Annotated in this window: 15 protein-coding genes; 14 read left to right on the plus strand and 1 reads right to left on the minus strand. The window is 63.1% G+C overall.

Annotated elements, in window-relative coordinates:
* Positions 1-50 precede the first annotated feature (50 nt).
* From AB4037_RS10960 to AB4037_RS11005, 10 genes are all read left to right on the plus strand, one after another.
* Positions 51-1,112 (plus strand): ABC transporter ATP-binding protein, encoded by a 1,062-nt coding sequence (locus tag AB4037_RS10960; protein WP_441771539.1) that lies wholly within the window; start codon positions 51-53, stop codon positions 1,110-1,112.
* A 240-nt stretch (positions 1,113-1,352) separates the two neighbouring features.
* On the plus strand, positions 1,353-3,023 hold the full coding sequence (locus AB4037_RS10965) for a substrate-binding domain-containing protein (protein ID WP_434959872.1): 1,671 nt from the start codon (positions 1,353-1,355) through the stop codon (positions 3,021-3,023).
* 219 nt (positions 3,024-3,242) lie between these two features.
* On the plus strand, positions 3,243-4,349 hold the full coding sequence (locus AB4037_RS10970) for a carbohydrate ABC transporter permease (RefSeq protein ID WP_434959873.1): 1,107 nt from the start codon (positions 3,243-3,245) through the stop codon (positions 4,347-4,349).
* 16 nt (positions 4,350-4,365) lie between these two features.
* Complete coding sequence (locus AB4037_RS10975) at positions 4,366-5,286, plus strand: carbohydrate ABC transporter permease (RefSeq protein WP_441771540.1); 921 nt, start codon at positions 4,366-4,368, stop codon at positions 5,284-5,286.
* A gap of 140 nt (positions 5,287-5,426) precedes the next feature.
* Positions 5,427-5,732, plus strand: coding sequence for a cupin domain-containing protein (locus AB4037_RS10980; RefSeq protein ID WP_434961305.1), 306 nt, complete (start codon positions 5,427-5,429; stop codon positions 5,730-5,732).
* Between the two features lie 179 nt (positions 5,733-5,911).
* The gene (locus AB4037_RS10985; RefSeq protein WP_441771541.1) at positions 5,912-7,078 is read left to right on the plus strand and encodes a phosphoserine transaminase; all 1,167 of its coding nucleotides are present in this window, start codon (positions 5,912-5,914) and stop codon (positions 7,076-7,078) included.
* Between the two features lie 115 nt (positions 7,079-7,193).
* Positions 7,194-8,783, plus strand: coding sequence for a phosphoglycerate dehydrogenase (gene serA / locus AB4037_RS10990; protein ID WP_434959876.1), 1,590 nt, complete (start codon positions 7,194-7,196; stop codon positions 8,781-8,783).
* A gap of 73 nt (positions 8,784-8,856) precedes the next feature.
* A complete protein-coding gene (locus tag AB4037_RS10995; protein ID WP_441771698.1) occupies positions 8,857-9,198 on the plus strand; it encodes an ADP-ribosylation/crystallin J1 in 342 nt (113 codons plus the stop codon).
* A gap of 165 nt (positions 9,199-9,363) precedes the next feature.
* Positions 9,364-10,221: a type 1 glutamine amidotransferase gene (locus AB4037_RS11000; RefSeq protein WP_434959878.1), complete on the plus strand. Its 858-nt coding sequence runs from the start codon at positions 9,364-9,366 to the stop codon at positions 10,219-10,221.
* 183 nt (positions 10,222-10,404) lie between these two features.
* Positions 10,405-12,036 carry a mucoidy inhibitor MuiA family protein gene (locus AB4037_RS11005; RefSeq protein ID WP_441771542.1) on the plus strand — a complete coding sequence of 544 codons (1,632 nt, stop codon included), beginning with the start codon at positions 10,405-10,407 and terminating at the stop codon, positions 12,034-12,036.
* Positions 12,037-12,254: 218 nt separating this feature from the next.
* Here the strand turns inward: AB4037_RS11005 and AB4037_RS11010 are convergent, their stop codons facing one another.
* The gene (locus AB4037_RS11010) at positions 12,255-13,739 is read right to left on the minus strand and encodes a mannitol dehydrogenase family protein (protein ID WP_441771543.1); all 1,485 of its coding nucleotides are present in this window, start codon (positions 13,737-13,739) and stop codon (positions 12,255-12,257) included.
* A gap of 640 nt (positions 13,740-14,379) precedes the next feature.
* Between AB4037_RS11010 and AB4037_RS11015 the strand changes: the two genes are divergently transcribed.
* The 4 genes from AB4037_RS11015 to AB4037_RS11030 all read left to right on the plus strand — a co-directional run bounded on the left by AB4037_RS11015 (position 14,380) and on the right by AB4037_RS11030 (position 18,393).
* On the plus strand, positions 14,380-15,153 hold the full coding sequence (locus tag AB4037_RS11015; protein ID WP_434959881.1) for a ferredoxin--NADP reductase: 774 nt from the start codon (positions 14,380-14,382) through the stop codon (positions 15,151-15,153).
* A gap of 37 nt (positions 15,154-15,190) precedes the next feature.
* The gene (locus AB4037_RS11020; RefSeq protein WP_434959882.1) at positions 15,191-15,604 is read left to right on the plus strand and encodes a MarR family winged helix-turn-helix transcriptional regulator; all 414 of its coding nucleotides are present in this window, start codon (positions 15,191-15,193) and stop codon (positions 15,602-15,604) included.
* A gap of 182 nt (positions 15,605-15,786) precedes the next feature.
* Positions 15,787-16,743 carry a sugar-binding transcriptional regulator gene (locus AB4037_RS11025; RefSeq protein ID WP_434959883.1) on the plus strand — a complete coding sequence of 319 codons (957 nt, stop codon included), beginning with the start codon at positions 15,787-15,789 and terminating at the stop codon, positions 16,741-16,743.
* A 393-nt stretch (positions 16,744-17,136) separates the two neighbouring features.
* Positions 17,137-18,393, plus strand: coding sequence for an ABC transporter substrate-binding protein (locus AB4037_RS11030; RefSeq protein WP_434961306.1), 1,257 nt, complete (start codon positions 17,137-17,139; stop codon positions 18,391-18,393).
* Positions 18,394-18,551 lie beyond the last annotated feature (158 nt).

Raw genomic sequence — 18,551 nt, forward strand, 5'->3', positions numbered from 1 at the left:
TCGGCTACCAATCTTCGTCCGACAAATCCAGGCAGAGGAAACCCCGCCGCATGGCCTCCGTTGATGTCATCGACGTCAAGAAATCCTATGGCACCCAGAAGGTCATTCATGGCGTGTCTGTCAGCATCGAGGACGGCGAATTCGTCACCTTGGTCGGGCCTTCCGGCTGCGGCAAGTCCACGCTGCTGCGCATGATCGCCGGCCTCGAGCCGATCACCGAGGGAAGCCTCAAGATCGGTGATCGCTTCGTCAACGACCTGCCGCCGCGCGATCGTGACATCGCCATGGTATTCCAGAGCTATGCGCTCTACCCGCATAAGACCGTGGCCGAAAACATGGGCTTCGCGCTCAAGATCCGGAAGACGCCGAAGACCGAGATCGACGAACGGGTGAAACGGGCGGCTGAGATCCTCGATCTCGGCCCCTATCTGGCGCGCTATCCACGCCAGCTCTCCGGCGGCCAGCGCCAGCGCGTTGCCATGGGCCGTGCCATCGTGCGCGCGCCCCAGGTGTTCCTGTTCGATGAACCGCTTTCCAATCTCGACGCCAAGCTGCGCGTGCAGATGCGCGCCGAGATCAAGGAACTGCATCAGCGCTTGAAGACCACCACCATCTATGTCACCCACGACCAGATCGAGGCCATGACCATGGCCGATCGCATCGTGGTGCTGCATGACGGCATCATCGAGCAGATCGGCTCACCCCTCGAGCTCTATGACCGGCCGGCAAACCTGTTCGTTGCCGGCTTCATCGGTTCGCCCGCCATGAATTTCATCAAGGGCCGGCTGGAAACCAGCCCGACGCCACGCTTCGTCACCGATGACGGCATGGAGTTGCCCGTATCAGCCGTTCCGGCGGGGAGCGAGGGCCGGCGTGTCGTCTACGGCATCCGCCCCGAGCATTTTTCCCTCGGCGGCAGCCTGCAGGCCAGGATCAGCGTGGTGGAGCCCACCGGTGCCGAAACCCAGGTCTTCGCCCAGCTCGGCGAACAGCGGGTGCTCGGCGTCTTCCGCGAACGGGTGACGGCCGGCTCGGGCGAAATCCTGGCGCTCCAGCCCGATCTTGCCGCCGTGCATCTTTTCGATGCCGAGACCGGTTTGAGGCTGAACTGAGATTTCCGGGTGCACGGACGTCCCGTCCGTTCTTGGAGCGATCGCGCTCGTTGCAGAAAAAGAACGGGCAAGATGCCCGTGCACCCGGAATGGTCTGACCTTTTTGTTGACGAGCAAACGAGGCCTTCCTAGCATCCGCACACTTCGCCACAACCAAGCGTTGTCGGAGCGGTTCGAAGAAACGTCCCTGCTGCGAAACAGCCAAGAATAAAACAAGCCATTCAGAACGGGAGAATCGACGTGAGAACGGAAGACTACAAGAATCTCCTCGCCCTGCAGGCGAGCCGCCGCGGGCTGCTCAAGGGCGCCGCCAGCGTCGGCGCTCTGGCTGCGATGGGCAGCCTGGGCGTCACCGCCGCCATCGAGCCGGCCCTGGCGGACGAAGCCAGCGACCTGCGCGCCAAGATCCTGCAGATCCCAGGGGTCGGCAAGGGTTCGCCCACCGATGCGGACTGGCAAAAGGTCGGCGAACTTTGCCTCAGCGCCACCAAGGCCTCCATCAAGGAAGGCGAGTTCAAGGGCGTCGAGCTCTCCTTCATGGGGCTCAACAACCAGAACCTGCACAACCTCCTGTTCCGCGGTTTCCTCAAGCCCTGGGAGGCCTATACCGGCGCCAAGATCAACTGGATCGATCTCGCCCAGGCCGACTACAATCCTCGGCTGCAACAAGCCATCGCGACAGGCACGGTCGATTTCGACCTGCTCGAGATGGGAGCGCCCTTCGAAGGCGACGTCTGCGGCAAGGGCCTTGCTTCAGAAATGCCTGACTGGGTGAAGAAGCAGATCGACATGGACGATCTGGTCTCTTACCTCAAGCCGCCCGTCGGCACCTGGGACGGCAAGCAGTATCGCGTCACCATCGACGGCGACACCCACAATTTCAACTACCGCACCGACTACTTCAAGGACGAGGCCCTGGCCAAGGCCTGGAAGGAAGCCGGCAACACCACTGAATGGGCCGCGCCCCGCACCTGGCAGCAGGTGCAGGCGGTGACCAAATTCCTCAAGGGCAAGCAGGTCGACGGCCAGGATGCCTATGGCTATCTCGACGCCTGCAAGGCATGGGGCGGCTTCGGCTTCTATTTCCTCGGCAGCCGCGCCACCGCCTATGCCAAGCACCCCGACGACAAGGCCTGGCTGTTCGATATCGACACCATGAAGCCGCGCATCAACAACCCGGCCTGGGTGCGCGCCATCCAGGACGTGCTCGACGCCCTACCCTCCGAGCCCGCCGACCAGCTCAACGCCGACCCCAACACCACCGGCTTCCAACAGTTCCTCGGCGGCACCGGCTCGATGTGCGTGTGGTGGGGCGATATCGGTTCCAACGCCAAGACCAATGATTCCTCGGTCATCGGCGACAAATGCGGCTTCGACATCCTGCCGGGCTCGGACGATGTCTACAATGCCAAGACCGGCAAGTGGGACAAGCTGGCAAGCGGCCCGAACTTCGCACCCAACCTCGCCTATCTCGGCTGGGGCGTCTATGTGATGGCGCGCGTCGACAAGGACGAAAAGAAGCACAAGGCCGCCTGGAGCGCCGCCGCCCATCTCGGCGGCAAGGACCTGGCGCTGTGGACGGCGGTCTATCCCTCCGGCTTCCAGTGCTACCGCAACAGCCAGCACAATATCGAGGAGTGGGTGGCGGCCGGTTACGACAAGACCTTCATCTCCAACTATCTCGACTCGCAGTTCAACTCCTACAACCACCCCAACGGAGCGATCGAGCCGCGCATCCCCGGCATCTTCCAATATTACAGCCTGGCCGAGGACATCCTCGCCAAGATCTATGCCGGCCAGCTCAAGGCCCAGGAAGGCGCCGACCAGATCGCCGCGGCCTGGGAAAAGCTGACCGACCAGATCGGCCGCGAGAAGCAGATCAAGCTCTACAAGGCCTCGCTGGGACTGTAGGGTTAAGCACCCCCACGCCGATAAGGTACCTTCTCCCCTTGCGGGACCTGGCACTTTCCATGAAAGTGCCTTGGGTCCCGGCAGGGGGATGAAGGGTCTTACGACCAATCCTGAGTCTGGCGGAGCTACCCCTCATCCGGCGCTTCGCGCCACCCTCTCCTGCGAGGGGAGAAGGCGGGAATCGCGCTTTTCAATCTCGTTTCGCGTCCTGGGGATCTGATGCCGCCGACCTCGTCTGCAACCGCCACACGCGCCTCCTCCTCCATCTCAGGCAGCCGCATCCTGCTTGGCCGGCTGCTGATCGGCCTGGCCTCCGTTCTCCTGGTCGTTGCCGCCCTGGTGCAGTTCCTGCATGAAAAACAAGGCTTGGCTTTCGGCTTCGACAATTGGCGGCCCGTGCTCTACGCCTTCGTGCTGTGGTCGATGGCGCTCGGCGTCGGGCAGGTACTGATGCGAGGGGAAGCGGGCGAGCGCGCTTTGTTCATCCTGCCAGCCGTGCTGTTCACCGTGGCGATGGTGATCTTCCCCACCATTTTCGGCTTCTACATCGCCCTGACCGACTGGAACCTCTCCTCCTTCGCCGGCCAGCGCTTCAACGGCCTCGACAATCTCGTCGCGCTCTTCCACGACGCCGATTTCTGGAACGCCCTCGCCAACATGGTGTTCTACGTGCTGATGGTGCTGGTGGAATATGCCATCGCCTTCGGCCTCGCCCTCCTGCTCAACGCCGAGATCAAGGCCCGCAAATTCTTCCGTGTCGCCTTCCTCCTGCCTTTCATGCTCAGCCCCGTGGCGGTGAGCTGGATGGTCGGCAAGTCGATGATGGAATATCGCTACGGCCCGGTAGCCAAGCTGATGCGCGAACTGGGCTGGAAGAGCCCCTCCTTCTTCACCGATCCCTGGATCGCCCGCCTCTCGATCGAGGCTATGGACGCCTGGGTTTCGATTCCTTTCCTGATGATCCTGCTGCTGGCTGGCCTGCAGGCCCTGCCCAAGGAAGTGATGGAAGCCTCCAAGATCGACGGCGCCTCCGGCTGGCAGCAGTTCAAGGAGATGATCTTCCCCCTGATGCTGCCCGTCTCGATCACGGCGATCGTGCTGCGCATCATCTTCAAGCTCAAGCTCGCCGATATCGTGATCAACACCACCTCCGGCGGGCCCGGCGGGGCAACGGACACGGTATCGAGCTTCATCTACCGCGAGTATCGGGACCGCTCGAATGTCGGCTACGGCACCATGCTGGCGATGTTCTATCTGGTGGCGATCATCGTCTTCGTCACCCTGCTTTTGAACGTCGCCAACCGCTTCATACAGCGCAGCAGTTGACCGGGAAGAGACCGACATGACGACGACAGCCATCCCGACCACCGCGCCCCGCGACACCGCCTTCCGCCTGACCACCGTGCTCAGCCGCGTGCTGATCTATGGCGCGCTGATCGCCTGGGCCTTCATCTGCCTGTTTCCGATCTACTGGACGCTGACCACCTCGATGAAATCGGCTGTTGATGTCACCCAGGGGCATCTCATTCCCTGGCTCGACTTCCAGCCTGATTGGAAGGGCTGGCGCTCGCTCGGCCTTTCGCCTGATACGCTCGGCTCGACCTCGACGGTGCGCTCGGAATTCCTGTCGCGCTTCTTGAACAGCGTGATCACCTCGCTCGGCGCCTCGCTGCTCGCCGTGGTGATCGGCTCCCTGGCCGCCTATGGCCTCAGCCGCTTCCAGTACAAATTCGGCTGGATGCGCAACCGCGACATCTCCTTCTTCTTCCTGTCTCAGTTGATCCTGCCGCCGGTGGTGCTGGCCCTGCCCTTCCTGGTGCTCTACCGCGAGCTCGCTTTGCTCGACACCCGCATCGGCTTGATCCTGCTCTACACCCTCACCGTGCTGCCGATCGTGATCTGGATCATGCGAGACCAGTTCGACACCATCCCCACCGAACTCGACGAGGCCGCTTTGGTCGACGGCCTGTCGCTCTGGGGGGCCTTTTGGCACATCATCCTGCCGATCGCCCTGCCCGGGATGGTAGCGGCCTTCATCCTCGCGCTGGTGCTGACCTGGAACGAATATTTCTTCGCGGCCTTGCTGACCTCCTCGGATGCCAAGACCCTGCCGGTGATGGTGGCGAGCCAGACCGGCTCGCAGGGCATCAACTGGTGGTCGATGGCCGCGCTCGCCACCACGGCGATCGCCCCGCTCGCTTTGATCGGCATCTTCCTGGAGCGCTACATCGTCAAGGGCCTGACGGCCGGCTCGGTGAAGTGACGGGCAGTGCCCGGCCGAAATCCGTCGCTTTGCGATAAGGGCGTCACCGGTGGTCTGGTAGCTTCCGACCATCCACAACAGGAGTAATCGATTTGGCCCATCCCACCGTTTTCAAGTTTCCCGCTCCCGGCGCCGACCCCATGACCACCGACCTCGAAGGTTGGGTCGTGCGCGCCGGCTCGCCGACGATGAAGACCTGGGTGCAGCACACCTCGGCGGATGGAAAGATCATTTCCGGCACCTGGGCGGCGACACCGGGCACCTATCACGCCACCTATTCGGCCTATGAGTTCGTCCATCTCATCGAGGGCGAGATCATCATCACGCCCGACGGCGGCGAGGCAGTCACGCTCCGTCCCGGCGATGCCTTCGTCATCGAGGCCGACTTCAAGGGCGTGTGGGAGATCACCAAGCCCGTGCTGAAGCATTTCGTGGTGCAGGTCTGACAATACCAGGCGCGACCGCGGCGTTTCTGCCACGGCCGCGCCGTCGAAAGGCTTACGTCAAAGTTTCCTGTATCCGACCATCAAAAGTCTCTTGACGCCATCCTCGCCGCAGCGCATACGGGCTGCGGGACATTCCTCCCCAACGAGGAACGCCCATCTGCGAGGATGGAGACATCGCGATGACACTACCAGTGCCAGCGGCCAAGCCCGCTGTAGTCAACTTTTCGTCCGGCCCCTGCGCCAAGCGCCCCGGATGGAGCCCCGACTCCCTCAAATCCGCCGCCCTCGGCCGTTCGCATCGTGCGAAGCTTGGCAAGACCAAGCTGGAACAGGCGATCGAACTGACCCGTGACGTGCTCGGCGTGCCGGCGGACTACCGCATCGGCATCGTGCCGGCTTCCGACACGGGTGCTGTCGAGATGGCGCTGTGGTCGCTGCTCGGCGCACGCGGCGTCGACGTGGTGGCCTGGGAATCCTTCGGTGCCGAATGGGTCACCGACGTCGTCAAGCAGCTGAAGCTTGAAGATGCCCGCATCTTCAAGGCCGGTTATGGCGATATCGTCGACTTCCGCGAGATCGACGCCAGGAATCGCGACATCGTCTTCACCTGGAACGGCACCACCTCCGGCGTGCGCGTACCGAACGCCGACTGGATCCCGGCCGATCGTGAAGGCCTCACCATCTGCGATGCCACCTCGGCCGCCTTCGCCCAGCGCCTCGACTGGGCCAAGCTCGACGTTACGACCTTCTCCTGGCAGAAGGCCCTCGGCGGCGAGGCTGCCCATGGCATGCTCGTCCTCTCCCCTCGTGCCGTCGCCCGGCTGGAGAGCTATACACCGGCCTGGCCGCTGCCCAAGATCTTCCGCCTGACCAAGGGCGGCAAGCTGATCGAGGGCATCTTCAAGGGCGAGACCATCAACACGCCGTCGATGCTCTGCGTTGAGGATTACCTCGACGCGCTGAACTGGGCCAAGGCCACGGGCAGTCTCGACGGGCTGATCGCCCGCGCCGACGCCAACCTCGCCGCCATCGAGCGCTTCGTCGAGAAGACGCCTTGGATCGACTTTCTGGCCAAGGATCCGGCCACCCGCTCCAACACCTCGGTGTGCCTGAAGGTGGTGGACGAGAGGGTGGCGGCGCTCGCTCCGGACGGACAGGCTGCCTTCGCCAAGGCGCTTTCTTCGGCCATCGAGGCGGAGAAGGCCGGGCTCGACATCGGCTCCTATCGCGACGCCCCTCCGGGCCTGCGCATCTGGTGCGGCGCCACGGTGGAGGCCGCCGACGTCGAGGCCCTGATGCCCTGGCTCGACTGGTCGTTCCACAAGGCGATCGCCACACTCGGCTGATACTGGAGCGCGGACATCTCAGCGACATGCTGGCATGTCGTGATATCCGCTCTTCCTTGGACCCTCTCCGTTTCAAAATGCGGACAAGATGTCCGCGCTCCGCAGGAGCCTCCCCATGACCGCCCCCAAGGTTCTCATCTCCGACGCCCTGTCCCCCGCCGCCGTCCAGATCTTCAAGGATCGCGGCATCGAGGTCGATTTCCAGCCTGCCCTCGGCAAGGACAAGGACAAGCTCGCCGAGATCATCGGCAATTATGACGGCCTCGCCATCCGCTCGGCCACCAAGGTCACCGCCGCCATCCTCGCCAAGGCCACCAATCTCAAGGTGATCGGCCGCGCCGGCATCGGCGTCGACAATGTCGACATCCCGGCCGCCACGGCCCGCGGCGTGATCGTCATGAACACGCCCTTCGGCAATTCCATCACCACCGCCGAGCACGCCATCGCCATGATGTTCGCGCTGGCCCGCGAGATTCCCGCCGCCGACGCCTCCACCCAGGCCGGCAAGTGGGAGAAGAACCGCTTCATGGGCGTCGAGATCACCGGCAAGGTGCTCGGCATCATCGGCTGCGGCAATATCGGCTCGATCGTCGCCGATCGCGCCGTCGGCCTGAAGATGCGCGTGATCGCCTTCGATCCCTTCCTGAGCGCCGAGCGTGCGCTGGAGCTCGGCGTCGAGAAGGTCGAGCTCGACGACCTGCTCGCCCGCGCTGAAATCATCACTCTGCACACGCCGATGACGCCGCAGACCCGGAACATCCTGTCGCGCGAGGCGCTGGCCAAGACGCGCAAGGGCGTGCGCATCATCAATTGCGCCCGCGGCGGCCTGGTCGACGAGGAGGCGCTGGCCGAGCTCCTGAAATCGGGCCATGTCGGTGGCGCTGCCTTCGATGTCTTCATCGAGGAGCCGGCCACGGCGAACCCGCTATTCGGTCTGCCCAACGTGATCTGCACGCCGCATCTGGGCGCCTCCACCTCGGAAGCCCAGGAGAACGTCGCCTTGCAGGTCGCCGAACAGATGTCGGACTATCTGTTGCGCGGCGCCATCTCCAATGCCGTCAACTTCCCCTCGATCACGGCGGAAGAGGCCCCGCGCCTGAAGCCCTATATCTCGCTTGCCGAAAAGCTCGGCTCCTTTGCCGGCCAGCTCACCGAGACCGACATCAAGACCATCCGCATCGTCTATGAGGGCGATGTCGCCCATATGAAGATCAAGGCGCTCACCTCCGCCGCGGTGGCGGGTCTGCTGCGTCCCGCGCTGGCCGACATCAACATCGTGGCTGCTCCCAGCGTGGCGCGCGAACGCGGTATCGTCATCGAGGAAACCACGCGCGAAAAGACGGGCGACCACGACAGCCTGATCACGCTCGAGGTCGAGACCGAGAACCTGACCCGAGCCGTGGCCGGCACCATCATCGCCGGCACCAAACCGCGCATCGTGCAGATCAAGGGCATCAATGTGGAGGCGGACCTCCTGCCGCGCATGCTCTACATCACCAACCATGATCGCCCCGGCTTCATCGGCCGCATCGGCACGCTGCTCGGCGAGAACGGCATCAACATCGCCCATATGCAGTTCGGGCGCGATTTCGAGGGCGGCAATGCCATCGCCCTGGTCGGTATCGACCAGGTGGTGAGCGAAACCCTGCTCAAGGAAATCAACACCATCCCGAACGTGGTGCAGGTGAAGGCGCTGACCTTCTGAGGCTACGATAGCCATCTACGATCGGCCGGTGCCCACTGTGTTGAACGGGGGCATCGGCAAGGATGGGGACGACATGGCTGGGGTAACATTGTGGCGTCCCGTCGGTCCGGCGGAATTGGCGCTGATCCAGGCGAGCGGCATGAAGACGTTTCCTCCGCGCCTGCCCGATCAGCCCATTTTCTATCCGGTAACGACGCGGGCCTATGCCGTGAAAATAGCGCGAGACTGGAATGTGCCGGCCAGCGGGTCCGGCTTCGTGACCCGTTTTGAAGTCGACCAGGCCTTCCTTGAACGCTATGCGATCCAGGATGCCGGCGGCAAGGATCATCAGGAATACTGGATCCCGGCGGAGGATCTTCCCGCCTTCAATGCCGCCATCGTCGGTGGAATCGAAATCGTCGACTCCTTTCCCTGAGCGAAGCCCCGCTCAGGCGGGTTCGTGCCGAGAAATGTTCGAGGCACGCATACCAAACGCTTCATTTTGCCGCCCCAATCCCCATCTTGTATGGATCATTACTCTTTCCCGCCGGCCCGCGGACTGCTAAACCCGGTCGCGGCAAAATGTGATCACAGGTGAGCGATGCGTCTCCTCGTCGTCGAAGGCAATGTCCGTGCAGCGCGTGAACGTCACCGCGCGACCTACGGCCTTACGCCGTCGGAATCCTATGCGGCAGTGCTGAAGAGCCTGGCACCGGATGCAGTCTGCGACATCGCTATGCCCGCCGACGAAGGCACCAACCTGCCAGATGCCGCAGGCCTGGAAAGCTATGACGGCGTCGTCATCACCGGCTCCGGCCTCAACATCTGGAAGGCCGAGCCGGAATCGATGCGCCAGGTCGAACTGGCCCGCGAGGTCTACAAATCCGGCACGCCCTTCTTCGGCTCTTGCTGGGGCCTGCAGGTCGCCACCGTCGCCGCCGGCGGTTCGGTGCGGGCCAATCCCAAGGGCCGCGAGGTCGGCATCGCGCGCGACATCACGCTGACCGCCGAGGGACGCGACCACCCTCTCTACACCGGTAAGGCACCTGTTTTCACCAGCCCCTGCGTGCATGGCGACGAAGTCGAAGCCCTGCCCGAGGGCGCTATTGTGCTCGCCAGCAATGCGGTGAGCGACGTGCAGGCTGTTGACATCAGCCATGACGGCGGCCGCTTCTGGGGCATCCAGTACCATCCCGAATTCTCGCTCAACGAGTTGACGGTGATCATGCGGCGCTACAAGCCGACTTTGCTCGCCGAAGGCTTCTTCCGCGACGACGAGGCTGTTGATCGCTGGGTGGCCGATCTGGAGGCGCTGGTCTCCGACAAGCGCCGCACCGATATTTCCTGGCGCTACGGCATCGGCCCCGACATCCTCGACGCCCGCCGCCGGCTGAGGGAGATCGAAAACTTCATCGAGCTGCGCGTGAAGCCGGTGATTTCCGAGCGCGGTCGCGGCTGACCTGAAATTACCGCATTCGATCGGTGCTGTGTCTCCGATCGCAATGCAACTTTGGTGTGCCGATCTCCTGATCGGCACACCATGCTTCCGGCGCCCTTGTTCCCGTCGATACAGCCTAACGTTGCGGCCGCCATCGCGCCGCAATCCTGCTTTCCCATGGCGGTCCCGCAATGGAGATCCGCCATGTCCGCCGTCCCTCGCCTCGCTCTTACCGCCTTTCTGCTACTGGGCACCACGCCGGTCTTCGCGGGAGATCTGGGGGTGCAGTCGAAGATCGATGCCGTGGCTGTCTATCCCGACGGCGCGACGGTGACGCGCATCATCGAGTTCGACATTCCGGCAGGCGAAACCGTGCTGGTTACCAAGGACCTGCCCGTCGGTCTCGATGCCGCCTCGATCCGTGCCGACATGCGCGAGGCCGCCGGCGTCTCGCTCTCGGGAACCGATCTCGCCGACGCTCTGCTTGACGGTCCCGTTCCCGATGCCGCTGCCACCGGGGCCCTGCGCGATCTCAAGGACAAGCGCGAAGGCCTTGCCGGGATCGGCAAGGCTCTGCTGGCCAAGCGCGGCCTCATCGAGCGTTTTGCCAATGGCGCCACCTTCAATGCCACAAAGGAAGGCAGCAATGTCACCGCCCTGCGCGGTGCCTGGAATGCGGTCGGCGACGATATGACGGAGGTCAACGAGGCGCTACGCCAGAATGCCGTCAAGATCCGCGACCTCGACGAGGAGATCGCCAAGCTCCAGAGCCAGCGCGACGGCCGCCCGGAGGGCCAGAAGCGCACGCAACTTCGCCTCTCAGTCAATGCCGAGCAGGCCGCGAAAGGCCGCATCGCCGTCTCCTATCTGATCGGCAATGCCGGCTGGTCACCGCTCTACGATGCCCGGCTCGACAGCGAGAAGGGTGAGCTCGAACTCGTCAGGCGAGCCAAGGTCACGCAAGCGACCGGCGAAGATTGGAGCGACGTTGCGCTCACCATCTCGACCGCCCGAGCCACTTCGGGCGCCGCGCCTCCCAAACTCGCCAGCTATGTCCTCAATTTCCAACCCGACTATTTTGCACTGCCGGTCGACGCCCTGGCCCGCAATCGCGCTGAAGAGAGCGAGGCGCGCCCAGCGCCGCCGGCTGCCGTGGCAAAGCAAGCCCAACCGAGGCCGGGACGGGAAACCGAGGCGAAATTGAACACGGCCGGCTACCAGAGCGTGTGGACCCTTCCCGCCCGCGCCAGCGTGCCCTCGGGCCCCGGCTCGAAGGCGCTGCCTCTCGCCTCCGCCAAGCTCACCCCGGACATCGTGGCGCGAGCCGTGCCCTCCCTGCAGCAGACGGCCTTCCTCGAAGCCAGTTTCAGCAACGGCGAGGACACGCCGCTCTTCCCGGGTTCCGTCTCGATCTATCGTGACGGCCTCTATGCCGGCCAGACCGCCATGCCGCTCGCCACCAAGGGAGAACCCGTCCGCCTCGGTTTCGGCGCCGACGATCGCATCAAGGTGGAACGGGCCGTGATGCGCAAGGTGGAAAGCAATACCGGCATCACCCGCCCCACCACCAGCGAAAGGCGCGACTACAAGATCAGCCTGCGCAATGGCCGCCCCAACGCCATCAAGCTCTCGATCGAGGAAGCCCTGCCGGTGGCCGAAAACAAGGACATCAAGGTGGAGGCCTCAGCCCAGACGACGCCGCCGACCCAGCGCGATGCCGACAATCGTCGCGGCGTGCTGGTATGGACGGTGGATCTCGCCGCTGGTGCCACCAAGGATATCAATTTCGGCTACAAGGTCACCTGGCCGGGCGCCGAAACGATCAACCTGGATTAGGCCCTATAAGAATAGAGCGCGGACCAGCCTTCTCCCCTTGCGGGTATCGTCCACTCCACTTGGAGTGGACCGGGTGCCCCGAAGGGGCGGATAAGGGGAGATACACCACTTTGCAGAGGACGAGCTGACACCCCCTCATCCCCCTGCCAGGATCCAAGGCACTTCCGCCGGAAGAGCCAGGTCCCGCAAGGGGAGAAGGAGAACGCCATAATTTACTCTCAAGCCGTCTCGACCAGCAGCGCGTCCAGGGTCTGGCCGGCGGAGGTCGCCTGGATGGAGGCGACATAGCCGGCATAGAGCTTGGCGAATTCCATATGCTCGGCAAGGCCAAGCTTGGCGAAGGGGCTGGTGCGCAGGAGGTCGAGCGGATTGCCGCCGCGGACGAGCTCCCAATCTTGCTCGCTGAGGCGCGGCTCCACCACATCAAACGCCTCGCCCCTGTCGTCCTTGCCGGTCAGATAGGCCCCGAAACAGGCAAGGAAAAAGGCTTCGCGCCGGAGATCGCCGCCGTCGGCCAGCAGCATCTCCAGCGTCCTGGAGTGGAAGACCGGGATCTTGGCCGTGGTGTCGAAAGCGATGCGCAGCAACTGATCGTTGATCGCTGGATTCGAGAAGCGCTCGAGTACCGCGTTCTTGTAGTCCTCCAGCGAAACGCCCTTCGGCCCCTCGATGCGTGGAATGGCATCGCGGTCGAGGAAAGTCTCGAGCAACCGATGGAGGCGCTTGTCGCCGAGCGCCTCATGCACGATGCGATAGCCCATGAGAATGCCGGGCATGGCGAGCAGGATGTGCGAAGCGTTGAGCATGCGCCCCTTCATGAATTCGAAGGTCGGCACGTCGTCGCGCATTTCCACCCCGACTTCCTCGAAAGGCGGGCGTCCGGCGCGGAAGTCGTCCTCCAATACCCATTGGCTGAAGGTTTCACCCAAGGCCGGCACGGCGTCGTCGATACCGCTGCGCTGGTTGAGGCGATCCTTCACCTCGGGCGGGATCTGGGGCGCGATGCGATCGACCATCGAGTTGGGGAAGTCGACCTCGGCCTCGATCCAGGCCGCGAGTCCGGCATCACGGGCGCGGGCGAAGGAAACGATCGCCTTGCGCGCCGTATCGCCATTGTGCCGGAGATTGTCGCAGGACATCACCGTGAAAGGTCCTGTCCCCTGCTCGCGCCGGCGGCGCAAGGCCTCGACGATGAAACCGAAAGCCGTGCGCGGGGCGCCACCGGCCAGGTCGAGGGCGACCTCCGGGGTATCGAGCTTGAACACACCGGTGGTCTCGTCGAGATTATAGCCGCCCTCCGTGATCGTCAGCGAGGCGATGCGAGTATCGGCATGGGTGAGGCGCATCAGCACCGCTTCGGGATCGTCGGGCGCATGCAGATAATCCACCATGGCTCCAACAACCCGAGTGTTCGCCGAACCGTCGGGTGCATATTCGGTGACGGTATAGAGGCAGTCCTGGCCACGATAGGCCTCGGCCTTGGCACGGGTGGCCGGGGCGTCGATCAACTCGACGCCGCAGATGCCCCAGCCCTCATTGCCGGGCCGATGCAGGCAGCGATCGACATAGACGGCCTGGTGGACCCGATGGAAATTGCCGAGGCCGAAATGCACGATACCCGGGCGCACGGCGGAACGATCATACCCGGGAACGGCGATGGCAGCGCCGAGGTTTCCAAGGGTTTTCAAGGAAAGCTTCTTCAAGATCGTCTCCATGATGGCGGCGGCAGCCGCGACCCGGCGCCGTCTGACGTGAGGTCGAGCCGGCAAGACGAGCCTGCCCGAGCCTCCATGCTGGGGTTGGTGGATCCCGGATCGGGAACGGGGCTGCCCCTCCTGTTCTCGTCCGGCCGTAGCGTTTTGCGATTTGGTGGAATCACCAAGAATCGCAAAGATGCGTTCAAGCAAAGAACTAGGGCAAACCAGCGTTTCCGCCGAAACGCCCCTTGCTCTAGGAGCGGCAACGCCTGACCGCAATTCGAAGGCGTGCCTGCAACAACGCCATACTTGGCCTTGCTTCCCAGATTTTGGCAAGAGCTTGTTGCAGGCAATCACTTTATCCGTGTCGAAAATTCGTTTGCACACTAACGAATTTTCCCTAAAATTATCACCTCCACCGTGGATCGGTTCTAATTCACGCAATTCCTTGTTTATTTATTTGATTGCCAGATTATTTGCGGATATCTCCACGGTGAGAATGAGTGACGACCTAGGCAGAGTTTCCTGGCGAGGCCCCCGGATGGGCCTCGCCAGGAAACTCTGCAGATGTTTGATACCTTGCAGCTCCTCCTGATCGTGGCCATGCCCGATCTGGAGAAAGCTGCTTAGCGGCGAGGCAGCCAGGATGAGCAATTTCAACGAAGAACGGGTTCTGAGCGTTCATCACTGGACCGACAAGCTGTTCAGTTTCACCACGACGCGTGATCCGGGCTTCCGCTTCGAGAATGGTCAGTTCACCATGATCGGCCTGCCGGTCAATGGCCGCCCGCTGCTACGCGCCTATAGCCTGGTCAGTGCCAATCACGAAGAGACGCTCGAATTCTTTTCCATCAAGGTGCAGGACGGGCCGCTCACCTCCCGCCTGCAGCATCTCAAGGAAGGCGATGCCATCATCGTCGGCCGCAAGGCCACCGGCACGCTGCTGCTCGACAACCTCAAGCCCGGCCGCCACCTCTATCTCGTCGGCACCGGCACCGGCCTTGCTCCCTTCCTCAGCCTGATCAAGGATCCAGAGACCTATTCCCGTTTCGAGAAGATCGTGCTGATCCATGGTTGCCGCCAAGTCCAGGAACTGGCCTATGGCGAACGCATCACCCATGAGCTCCCCGCCCATGAATTCCTGGGCGAGTCGGTCCGCGAGCAACTGATCTATTACCCCACGGTGACGCGCGAGGCCTTCCGCAACACCGGCCGCATCACCGACCTGATCAAGTCCGAAAAGCTGTTCGAGGATATCGGCTTGCCCCCGCTCGACATCGAGCAGGATCGCGTGATGATCTGCGGCAGCCCCGAAATGCTGCGTGATCTCAAGGTCCTGCTGGAGGAGCGCGGCGCTGTCGAAGGCAATCATGGCGAGCCAGGCGATTTCGTGATCGAAAAGGCCTTCGTGGACAAGTAGGCTCGGCGTCCGACACCCGATTCGCCGCCAGGATGCCATGACCGATTACAGACTGGACGATCAGATTGGCTTCATTCTGAGGCAAGTCTACCAGAGGCATGCCGTTCTGTTTTCCGATGGTCTGGGTGAGGATCTGACGCCGATGCAATGGGCGGTGCTGGCCAAGCTCGCCGAGCTCGGCACCTCCTCCCAGAATCTCCTGGGCCGGCTCACCGCCATGGATGTCGCCACCGTCAAGGGGGTGGTGGAGCGGCTGTCTCGTCGCGGCCTGATTGAAACCAGGCCCGACGCCGAGGATCGCCGCCGCCTCGTCGTCTCCCTGTCGGCCTCCGGGCAAGCCCTTTATGCCCAATTGGTAGCCCGGGCAGCAAAGGTAACCGACCAGACCCTGGCACCCTTGAGCGAAACCGAGCGGGACGCCCTGCTCGGCCTGCTGGGTAAACTGCGCTAGGCCGCCGCCCGCCCGCCAACACTGCCTGCACGCATGCCAAGGCTCGCTTCCATCGCCGCCGGAATCAAAATCGTACCTCTGAGCGACAGCAAGCTTGCGTTGGTGGGCGATGAATGCATTCTAGGTTATAAAACTGGGCGTTCGCAACCAGCCTGGGCAAATACTCGGAGGTATGGGACATCATGAGCGACCTGGGAGACCTGCAAAACCGCAAGCTCGACCTCGCCACCCGCGCCGCCTGGCTCTATTATATCGACGGAGCGACCCAGGACGAGATCGCTACCCAATTCGACATTTCCCGCCAGAGCGTACAGCGTCTGGTCGCGCTCGCGGTCTCGGAACGGGTGATCGAGTTCCGCATCCAGAGCCCCATCGCCGAATGCACAGCCCTGGCCAAGCAATTGCGCGAACGCTACGGACTGACCATCTGCGAGGTCGTGCCGAACGGCCTGCACGATCCCCTGGCGGCCGTGGGCCTGGCCGCCGCGCAGATCCTCGAGACCCAGTTCGGTCAGCGCGGTTCGGGTGTTTTCGGCTTTTCGACCGGCCGTACTCTGCTGCGCATGGTCCGCGAGATCTCGGCCAAGCCGCGCCCCGATCTCAAGATGGTGTCTATCGTCGGCAACGCCGCCCGTGATGGCTGTGTCAGCCCCTTCGAGATCGCCATGCGCCTAGCCGACAAGCTCGACGCCAAATGCTACCCGCTGCAAATGCCGGTGCTCGCCGACACCATCGAGCATTGCCAGTCCCTGCGAAGCCAGCCGGTACACACTTTGCTGCAGGAACTGGTGGAGACGGCGCGGGCCGTCTATGTCGGCGTCAGCGACGTCAGCTATGGCTCTCCGATTCACCAGGACGGTTTCGTCCTGGAATCGGAGATGCATTATCTGCTTGAGAACGGCGCAATCGGCGAAATCGCCGCCTGGCCCTTCGATCGTAACGGCCGCATCTTGCAGAATGATTATACCGAGCGCCTCCCCGGTTTCCGTCCCGACCGGCTCGCCCGCCTCGTGCCGGTGGTCGGCGTCGCCGCCGGCCAGCGCAAGATCGCCCCGATCCGCGCCGCCCTGAACGGCGACTTGCTTTCCGGCCTGATCACCGATGAACAGACGGCCGCTGCCCTGCTCGAGCAGTCCTAAAGCAAATCGCGTTCAGGCTTAACGCTTTTTCGCGCTACCCCTGCTTCCAAGCCAAGCCAACGGATTGGCTCGAGCGTCTTTACGATTCTTGACGATTCCGGCACATCGCCAGCCCCCCCTGCTCCCACCCAACACCAGCGACAGCACGAGCGCACGGAACGCTTCCGCGCCCGCTGGCACCTGTCTGCCCACTAGGTGCGATCCTGACGCATGAGGCGGCTTGACATTAAGCTGCGTCGCTGAGAATATGCCCTCGTATTGGGCGTCTGCCCACGCCCACAAGCCGTGACAAGCGGCGCGCATTTTTTACGGGAGGTTCTGGTGCAAACGGCAAAATCACTGATTGCGCTTGCAGGCGCGCTGGCCTGCGGCGTTTCCCTCGCCTGGTCCCCAATGGCCGGGGCCGCCGAGACGTTGACGATCGCCACGGTGAACAATGGCGACATGGTTCGGATGCAGAAGCTTTCGGAGGATTTCACCAAGGCCAATCCGGACATCACGCTGAACTGGGTCACGCTCGAAGAGAATGCCCTGCGCGAGAAGGTGACGACCGACATCGCCACCAAAGCGGGCCAGTTCGACGTCCTCACCATCGGTACCTATGAAGTGCCGATCTGGGCCAAGAAGGGCTGGCTGGTTGCGCTCGACAAGCTCGGCGACGGCTATGACACCAATGACCTGATCAAGCCGATCCGCGACGGCCTGACCTATGAAGGCAAGCTCTACGCCGCTCCCTTCTACGGCGAATCCTCGATGATCATGTATCGCAAGGATCTGTTCGAGAAGGCCGGGCTGAAGATGCCCGACAGCCCGACCTGGGACTTCGTGGCCGATGCCGCCAAGAAGCTGAAGACCGCCGACACCTACGGCATCTGCCTGCGCGGCAAGGCCGGCTGGGGCGAGAACATGGCCTTCCTCACCGCCATGTCCAACTCCTTCGGTGCCCGCTGGTTCGATGAAAGCTGGAAACCCCAGTTCGACCAGCCCGAATGGAAGGCGACGCTCACCTTCTATGTGAACCTGCTCAAGGAGGCCGGCCCGCCGGACGCTTCCTCCAACGGCTTCAACGAGAACCTGACCCTGTTCAACCAGGGCAAATGCGCCATGTGGATCGATGCCACGGTGGCGGCCGGCTTCGTGACCGATCCCAAGCAATCGACCGTGTCCGACAAGGTCGCCTTCGCCCTCGCCCCCAATACGGGCATGGGCAAGAATGCCAACTGGCTGTGGGCCTGGTCGCTCGCTGTCCCCGCCGGCTCGCAGAAGGTGGAAGCCGCCGAGAAGTTCATCGCCTGGGCGACCAGCAAGGACTACTCGGCCCTGGTCGCCAAGGTCGAGGGCAATTGGGCTGCGGCACCTCCCGGAACCCGCGCCTCGCTTTACAACAATGCCGATTACCAGAAGGCTGCGCCCTTCGCCAAGCTGACGCTGGATTCGATCATGTCGGCTGATCCGACCCATCCCACCGTCAAGCCAGTGCCCTATGTCGGCGTACAGTTCGTCGCCATTCCCGAGTTCCAGGGCATGGGCACCTCGGTGGGTCAGCAATTCTCCTCCGCCCTGGCCGGCTCGACCTCGATCGACGACGCCCTGGCCGCTGCCCAGAAACTGGTGACCCGGACCATGACCAAGGCCGGCTATATCAAATGACCCGTTCCTCCCGGGACGGGGCTCATCGCCCCTCCTGAAACTTGGCTGTCCCGGCTCTTCGTCACCGGGACAGCCACCTTCAAGACTTGAACGAAGCGTCTTGCGATTCGAAGAGATCACCATGTTTTGCGGGATTGCCGAGAATCGCCGGGACGTCG

Source organism: Labrys sp. KB_33_2 (assembly GCF_052114505.1).
In the GTDB taxonomy this organism is placed as follows: domain Bacteria; phylum Pseudomonadota; class Alphaproteobacteria; order Rhizobiales; family Labraceae; genus Labrys.

Bases quoted from the DNA above. Each gene is read 5' to 3' on its own strand.
- AB4037_RS11015 (WP_434959881.1), top strand. From the start codon at position 14,380: ATGAGCAATTTCAACGAAGAACGGGTTCTGAGCGTTCATCACTGGACC.
- AB4037_RS11005 (WP_441771542.1), top strand. From the start codon at position 10,405: ATGTCCGCCGTCCCTCGCCTCGCTCTTACCGCCTTTCTGCTACTGGGC.
- AB4037_RS10960 (WP_441771539.1), top strand. From the start codon at position 51: ATGGCCTCCGTTGATGTCATCGACGTCAAGAAATCCTATGGCACCCAG.
- AB4037_RS11030 (WP_434961306.1), top strand. From the start codon at position 17,137: ATGGCCGGGGCCGCCGAGACGTTGACGATCGCCACGGTGAACAATGGC.
- AB4037_RS11025 (WP_434959883.1), top strand. From the start codon at position 15,787: ATGAGCGACCTGGGAGACCTGCAAAACCGCAAGCTCGACCTCGCCACC.
- AB4037_RS11000 (WP_434959878.1), top strand. From the start codon at position 9,364: ATGCGTCTCCTCGTCGTCGAAGGCAATGTCCGTGCAGCGCGTGAACGT.
- AB4037_RS11020 (WP_434959882.1), top strand. From the start codon at position 15,191: ATGACCGATTACAGACTGGACGATCAGATTGGCTTCATTCTGAGGCAA.
- AB4037_RS10970 (WP_434959873.1), top strand. From the start codon at position 3,243: ATGCCGCCGACCTCGTCTGCAACCGCCACACGCGCCTCCTCCTCCATC.
- AB4037_RS10985 (WP_441771541.1), top strand. From the start codon at position 5,912: ATGACACTACCAGTGCCAGCGGCCAAGCCCGCTGTAGTCAACTTTTCG.
- AB4037_RS10995 (WP_441771698.1), top strand. From the start codon at position 8,857: ATGGCTGGGGTAACATTGTGGCGTCCCGTCGGTCCGGCGGAATTGGCG.
- serA (WP_434959876.1), top strand. From the start codon at position 7,194: ATGACCGCCCCCAAGGTTCTCATCTCCGACGCCCTGTCCCCCGCCGCC.
- AB4037_RS10975 (WP_441771540.1), top strand. From the start codon at position 4,366: ATGACGACGACAGCCATCCCGACCACCGCGCCCCGCGACACCGCCTTC.
- AB4037_RS10980 (WP_434961305.1), top strand. From the start codon at position 5,427: ATGACCACCGACCTCGAAGGTTGGGTCGTGCGCGCCGGCTCGCCGACG.